The organism is Thermodesulfobacteriota bacterium, from assembly GCA_039028315.1.
Classification (GTDB): domain Bacteria; phylum Desulfobacterota_D; class UBA1144; order Nemesobacterales; family UBA2774; genus CR02bin9.
In genome coordinates, this window is sequence record JBCCIH010000124.1 from 1 (window position 1) to 7399 (window position 7399).

Here is a 7399-nt window from a genome sequence, read left to right on the forward strand (position 1 = left end):
AAGTTTGAGAACATGGGAGCCCAGATGGTAAAAGAAGTAGCTTCCAAGACAAGTGATGTTGCCGGAGACGGAACAACAACAGCTACAGTACTTGCTCAAGCAATCTTCAGAGAGGGAATTAAGCTCGTAGCAGCAGGTCATGATCCGATGAAACTTAAAAGAGGGATCGACAAGGCTGTAGAAGTAGTAGTAGACAGCATCAGAAAACAGAGCAAGCAGGTTAAAGGCAGAACCGAGATCGCTCAGGTAGCCACAGTATCGGCAAACGGAGACGAGACAATCGGAAACATCATTGCGGATGCAATGGAGAAGGTTGGTAAAGACGGCGTAATCACCGTAGAAGAGGGAAGAAGCCTAGAGACAGAGCTTGACGTGGTAGAGGGTATGCAGTTTGACAGAGGCTACCTAAGCCCATACTTCATTACAGATCCAGAGAGAATGCTGATCGAGCTCGAAGACCCAATCATCCTAATGTATGACAAAAAGATCGCTAACATGAAAGACCTAGTGCCACTACTTGAGGAAGTTGCAAGATCCACAAAGCCTCTACTTGTTATGGCAGAGGATATAGAGGGGGAGGCCCTAGCAACACTAGTTGTTAATAAAATGAGAGGCACCCTAAAAGCAGCCGCTATTAAAGCACCTGGGTTTGGAGACAGACGTAAGGCAATGCTAGAGGACATAGCAGTTCTAACCGGTGGTAAAGTGATTGCAGAAGAAGCGGGAATGAAACTTGAGAACGCTAAGCTTCCTGATATGGGAAGAGCAAAGAGAGTAATAATCGATAAAGACAACACAACACTAATCGGCGGAAGCGGAAAGAGAGGCGAGATCGAGGGCAGAATCAGACAGATCAAAGCCCAGGTAGAAGACGCAAGCGGTGAATATGACCGTGAGAAACTACAAGAGAGACTAGCTAAGCTAGCAGGCGGTGTTGCGGTAATCAGAGTAGGAGCTGCAACAGAGGCAGAGATGAAAGAGAAGAAAGCCAGAGTAGAGGACGCTCTAAACGCCACAAGAGCAGCCGTTGAAGAAGGGATTGTTCCTGGCGGCGGTGTTGCACTAATAAGAGCCATTAAAGATGTGGCTGGCTTTAAAGGTGCAGACTCAGAAGAGGGCGCAGGCGTGAGCATCGTTAAACGCGTACTTGAAGAGCCTCTAAGAGGCATAGCAGGTAACGCCGGATGGGACGGCTCAATCGTAGTAGGAAAAGTAAGCGAGCAAAAAGGCTCAAATGGATTTGACGCCGGAAAGCTTGAGTACTGCGATATGATAGCAGCCGGAATCATCGACCCAGCCAAGGTTACAAGAAGCGCAATCCTAAACGCATCAAGTGTTGCGGGACTGCTTCTAACAACTGAAGCCCTAATCGCCGAAAAACCGGAAGCCGGTGGCGGCGGTGACCCTGGTAGTATTCCAAACATGGGCGGCATGGGTGGAAGTATGCCAATGATGTAAAAATAATAAAGACTATAAAAACAAAAAGCGGGCTAACCTAAAAAGGAAAGCCCGCTTTTTTATTTCTATTGAACTTGAGGAAAGGTAGCCCAGGTTCTAAATTATTATCCAAAACTTTTTTTAAATTTATATCCAACTGATTTATACGCTAGTTTTGCAGCCAGTACATCGGGACCAGTTATTCCTGCAATTGGAGAAAGCTCAACTATGTCCATTCCAACCACTTCACAGCTACAAAACACCTCTGTAATAAGCCTGATAACTTGGCTCCAGTCAAGTCCTCCCGGCTCAGGAGTTCCTGTTCCAGGGACTATTGAAGGGTCAAATCCGTCCATGTCTATGCTCAAATAAACCTTTGATTTCAGGGTAGATAGCACATTTTGAACCCATTTATCCATCTTCATTTCATGAATTTCACGTGCATGAAAAATTTTTACATTTTTAGCTTCTTTTATATACTCAGATTCTTCTTTTGAATAACTCCTTATTCCTACTTCGGTGACAGGTAGTCCGCACTCAGAAACTCTTCTCATAACACATGCGTGGTTAAACTTAGTGCCTTCATATGAGTCTCTAAGATCACAGTGTGCGTCAATATTAAGTACGGAAAAGTCCCCGAACTTTTTCTTGTGCGCCTGGACTGCACCAAATGTTATAGAGTGTTCTCCTCCGAGGGTAATAATAAACTTATCTTTATCCAAGAGTTCACTGCAAACTGAGCTTAGCGATTCTACCATCTCCTTGGGATCAACATTAGTTTCTAGCTCAGGCATTGTATGGATACCAATTTCATAGGGTTCAATTCCAAGCTCGTCATCATACAGCTCTAAAGACCTTGAAGCATATATAATTGAATTTGGTCCTTTTGAAGTGCCTCTTCCAAACGAAACGGTGCGTTCATAGGGAACTGGTAATATGACGACTTTGGAATTTTCAAAGTCAGATTCCTCGGGTTCAAGACCTAAAAAATTAAATGGAAGATAATTTGCATTGCTCATCGGAATGGAAAATTTAACCCAAAAAATTACTAATGGCTAGATATTGTGCAGATATATTAATTCATTTATTTAAAAATAGTTTTTCAAAGGTTACAATTAAACCAGGTAATGAAATGACAGACACTCCGCACTACCTTCATCATAGAAAGAGATTAAGAGAGCGTTTTCACAAAGCAGGGGCTCAAGCTATGCATGACTATGAGCTGCTTGAGCTGTTACTTACTTTCTCAATTCCCAGAAGGGATGTTAAGCCTGTTGCAAAGAAACTGATAGAAACTTTTGGCAGCCTCTCTGGAGTTTTAGATGCAGAGCAAAAAGAGCTTGAAAATGTCAGCGGTGTTGGAGCTATGTCTGCTTCGCTTATCCGTCTTGTAAAAGAGCTCTATTTAAGCTATTTGGATGAGAGCATGAAAAACCAGGATGCGCTTTCATCTCCTGAAGCGGTTATAGAGTTTTGCAGGATTAAACTCTCCGGGCTGCGAAATGAAGCATTCATGGTGATTTATATAAATGTAAAAAATGAGGTTATAGATTACGCACTACTACAGGAGGGAACTTTAGACAGCGTTGCGGTATATCCAAGAAAAATTGTTGAGACTGCTCTTTCTCATCATGCATCGGGCGTTATACTTGTTCATAACCATCCAAGTGGCAACCCTATGCCTTCAAAAGAAGACAAGATTCTGACAAAAGAAATAACAGATGCAGCCTATGCTCTAGATATCAGGGTGCTGGATCATCTTATTGTTGGAAGGGAGGGATACTTTAGTTTTATGGAGAATGATCTTATTGCAATAAATAAATAATTAGACGCTCCTAATTTGTAAAATACATGGTATATTATCCGCTTAATTAACATATCAATTTTGACAGAATACTAATATGTAATAAAAGCAGGATATAAATGACTGATACAACTAACGAAACTCCAGAACCTAAAAAGAAGGGCGAATCCCTAAGCGTATTAAGGTTTATATTGACCTATGTCATATTGATGGGCGCATTTTTCCTACTCATCGGCCTTGAGCCCGTAAAGCAAGTACTGGATATAAACGGCGGATACTCAGAGGCGATTGTTGTAATGACAGCCAAGATTTTGGAGCTATTTGGTATCAATTCAACATATAACGGAACACTAATTAACCTTCCTTCTATTACGCTTGATGTAGCTTTTGGGTGTAATGGTCTTGAAGCAGTCATGATCTACACAGTTGCAGTTCTAACATTTCCTGCAAGCTGGAAAGACAAGATCTTCGGAATTGTAGGTGGTTTTTTAGTAATTCAGGTACTAAACTTAATCAGGATTGTGGCGCTCGCTTACGCAGGTGTATATCACAGAGACCTGTTTGAGCTGATCCATATTTATGTGGCACAGGGTGTCATGATTGCAGTTGCACTAGGTACATTTGTACTGTATTTATCATATCTAAGCCATGGACAACCAACAAAAGCGCAGCCTGCGACTTAATAGATCGGTAATAATAAAAACGGCTATAATCTTTATAGCTTCTTATGCCGTTTTTCTTGGAATATGGCTTGCGCTACCCATAGAAAACTACTACGGCCTGCTCATAACAAAAGTTGCCTCAAATGTTATCGCTCTTATAAAAGGTCTCGATATTACTGAGATTGTTATGAACAAAGACATTGTTACAGTCGGCTTTATTCCAAATCAAGTAGGTCTTACTCAGATAATAAAAACCACAATTGATGTTCCAACTGGGAATTATGCATTTAACGTTCCACTTACGCTTGCTATTATGGCCGCGTTTTATCCATTTATTAAAAGCAAGTGGCTTTATCTCGAAGCACTTGTAATTTTGGTTGTTGTCCATTTCCTATTTGTTTTCTCACTTGAAGGCCAGAAGATAACAGCTGTTTTTGATGCTCAGGGCTTTAGACAAGCGAGCAGTTTTTCAATAATTTTCTGGGAGTTCTTGTGGGGGTTTGTAGATAATATGGTAGTTAGGTTTGAGCCGTTTTTAATTGGAGCCTACTTGTTCCTGCTTAGAAACAGAGTTAGAACTAAAAAGGTTAAGCCAGAGAAAGTTGTAGAGAAAAAAGCGCCGAGACAGCCTCAGCGAAAGAAAAAACCTAAGAGGAAAAGATAGTATTAAGCGCTTTGTGATTTGCTCTTAGAACCTAGTATTAAGTTGCTAAACAAAACCCCAAGCATATAAGTTATATATATAAGAACTATTCCTAATAGAAATGAAACTATAACACCTGCTATATCTAGAGCGCTAAACGGCTCGCCGCTGAAAAACATTTCACTCACCAACATAAATGTATCATCGCTTCTCCATCTAAGAGCATCTGCAGCGGGAGATATTGCATTTACGATTTTAGATATGATGATGGAACCCATTTCATAATAATCGCCGGAGAAGGAAATAAAAGGCGCAAAAGCTACCGGCAATGCCAGGCCTAGCTTTAAGGCCGCCCATATTGGTTTAGATCCTGCGGCTGATCTAAGTAGCGGAACACCTATAAAAATAGTCAGCAGAAATGGAAAGAAATCCGTTAGCAAATAAATTAAATCGCTTCCATGTGTATCAAAGCCGGTTAACTGCCCTGCGTAGTCTGAACCTACTGTAACAAATGGAAAAAACTCTTTTAGTATTGCCGCACCGTATTCAGGGCTAATCTGAAGCTCGGTTACCGTCCCGCCTCCTAATATGCATCCATAGGCGTGGCCTAGCTCATGGATAGGAACATAAATCCACCAAGAGACTACGAAGCAGATAATCATTAGCAAAAGCGCTACAATGGAGAACTGTGACAGCACACTCTCAAGCCCATCTATAAAATCTTCAAAAGGTGTGATCAGAATGTTTTTAATCATTTTCTATCCAATCCATTTTATACCAGATAATATCAAATTCAATTGTGTATATCATAATACATATACACTATATTATTTATAGTTATTATATGCAATATTTTGCATCAATTGCTTGACAGCGATATTTATGGCCAAACTATTGAAAAACATTCAAAAATTGGGCTTATTTATATAGACTAAAGTTATGCATTATTGGATAGGGTTTTTTTTATTCCGGTATACTAATAACATATATTGGCTAAGTTAGGAGACATTTTATGAAACCGACAATTATGGCGTTGCTGATAATCTTCGCCTTCGGGTTTTTTCTCTTCAACATATATACATTGATTAGAACCCTTTGTATTGGAAAGTTTGAAATGAGGTTTGATAACATTCCTGAGAGAATAAAAAAGGTTCTAATATATGTTTTCGGCCAAAAAAGACTAGTTAAAAACTACACCTTCGCTGGTGTTGCTCACTTTATGATTTTCTGGGGTTTTGTAATAATCACAATTGGCACAATAGAGCTCTTGGTAGGAGGAGTGTTCCCCGGTTTTAGACTAATTCCCGGCGAGGCCCATAAATATTACGAATTTATATTGGATATTGTACAGTTCTTGGTTCTGATTGCTATCATTATGGGGATTATTAATAGAACTACAATTGCTAAACGAAGAGAAGTAAACGGGCTCGATGCGGTTGTGGTACTCGGACTCATATTTGGCCTTATGATTACGGCTTTTGGCTTTACAGGCTCTGCAATAGCCATGGGAACCGGAGAAGCCGCGTTTTTACCGGTATCTAATGTATTTGCCAAGCTTTTTTTCAACGGAATGAGTGAAAATGGGTTAGTTTTCTCTTATGAGTTTTTCTGGTGGTTTCATATACTAATAGTATTAGGTTTCTTAAATTATCTGCCTTACTCTAAACATAGCCATGTATTTACGGCGGTTCCAAACGTATTTTTCCAGAATTTAAACCCCAGAGGAGCTTTAAAACCTATTGATTTTGAAAATGTACCAGACGATATTGATCACTTCGGTGCAGGCAAACTAGAAGATTTCACATGGAAAGATATTTTAGACGCATATACGTGCACAGAATGTGGTAGATGCACAGATAACTGCCCTGCATGGCATACGGAGAAACCGCTTTCACCAAGAGAAATTGTAGTAAAATTAAGGCATTACGCATCAAGTGAGGGTGAGCAATACTTAAATAGTAATGGTAATATGGATTCCTCGCAGTTAGACGATCTGCCGGGCCCTGAATGGGTTACAGAAGATGAACTCTGGGCATGCACAAGCTGTAACGCATGCGTAGAGCAATGTCCTCTATTTATTGACCAAATGGGCAAGATTATGGAAATGAGAAGATTCCTAACGCTTGAAGGAAGGCTAACAGGACCTGCGGGTAAGACACTTCAAAAACTCGCACAACAGGGTAACCCATGGGGATTTGGCGAAGCAGAAAGAGCTAAATGGGTATCAGAAATAGACGATTTAGCCGTCCTTGGTGAGGATGGCGTAGAAGACGCAACAGAGTTTGACTATGTATATTGGATGGGTTGTTACGGCGGATATGACCCAAGAGGGCAAAACATTGCTAAATCCATGGTAAGTCTCCTAACTCAGGCGGGTGTTAAATTTGCGGTACTTGGTCCTAAAGAAAAGTGTACTGGAGACCCTGCTAGAAGGCTTGGTGAAGAGGCCCTATATCAGATGTTAGCTACTGAAAACATTGAGAATTTGAATAATATGAAGGTTAAAAAAGTCATTGCAAACTGCCCGCATTGTTTCAATACTATTAAAAATGAATATCCACAATTCGGCGGAAATTACGAAGTAATCAACCATACAGAGCTACTAAGTGACTTAGTTTCACAAGGCAAGCTTAAACCTACTAAAGAAGTGAATGAAGAGGTTGTCTATCATGATCCTTGTTATCTCGGACGCTATAATAGAATATTCGACGCTCCTAGAAAGGTGCTCAAATCAATACCGGGACTTAAGCTTATTGAGCTTGATAGAAAGAAAGAGAGGAGTTTTTGCTGCGGCGCCGGTGGTGGTAAAATCTGGATGGAAGAAGACGCTCCAAGGGTAAACTGGAATAGATT

Annotated in this window: 7 protein-coding genes; 5 read left to right on the top strand and 2 right to left on the bottom strand. The window is 40.5% G+C overall.

Annotated features, from left to right (window positions below):
- Positions 1–1458, top strand: a 1458-nt coding sequence (gene groL / locus AAF462_08280) for a chaperonin GroEL (protein MEM7009114.1), incomplete at its 5' end; no start/stop codon positions are given.
- 104 nt (positions 1459–1562) lie between these two features.
- Here groL and speB read toward each other — a convergent pair.
- Entirely contained in the window at positions 1563–2456 is an 894-nt protein-coding gene (gene speB, locus AAF462_08285; protein ID MEM7009115.1) for an agmatinase, read from the bottom strand.
- Between the two features lie 113 nt (positions 2457–2569).
- Here speB and radC point away from each other — a divergent pair, with 113 nt between their 5' ends.
- The 3 genes from radC (at position 2570) to AAF462_08300 (ending at position 4567) form a co-directional block, all read left to right on the top strand.
- On the top strand, positions 2570–3262 hold the full coding sequence (radC, locus tag AAF462_08290) for a DNA repair protein RadC (GenBank protein MEM7009116.1): 693 nt from the start codon (positions 2570–2572) through the stop codon (positions 3260–3262).
- Positions 3263–3360: 98 nt separating this feature from the next.
- Positions 3361–3924 (top strand): exosortase H, encoded by a 564-nt coding sequence (gene xrtH / locus AAF462_08295; GenBank protein ID MEM7009117.1) that lies wholly within the window; start codon positions 3361–3363, stop codon positions 3922–3924.
- Positions 3890–4567, top strand: coding sequence for an exosortase H-associated membrane protein (locus AAF462_08300; GenBank protein MEM7009118.1), 678 nt, complete (start codon positions 3890–3892; stop codon positions 4565–4567). Before xrtH ends, AAF462_08300 begins: the two co-directional genes overlap by 35 nt.
- A 2-nt stretch (positions 4568–4569) precedes the next feature.
- Here the strand turns inward: AAF462_08300 and AAF462_08305 are convergent, their stop codons facing one another.
- Positions 4570–5301: a hypothetical protein gene (locus AAF462_08305; protein ID MEM7009119.1), complete on the bottom strand. Its 732-nt coding sequence runs from the start codon at positions 5299–5301 to the stop codon at positions 4570–4572.
- Between the two features lie 257 nt (positions 5302–5558).
- Between AAF462_08305 and AAF462_08310 the strand changes: the two genes are divergently transcribed.
- Positions 5559–7399 (top strand): (Fe-S)-binding protein (locus AAF462_08310; GenBank protein ID MEM7009120.1); only part of this gene is annotated, 1841 nt, incomplete at its 3' end.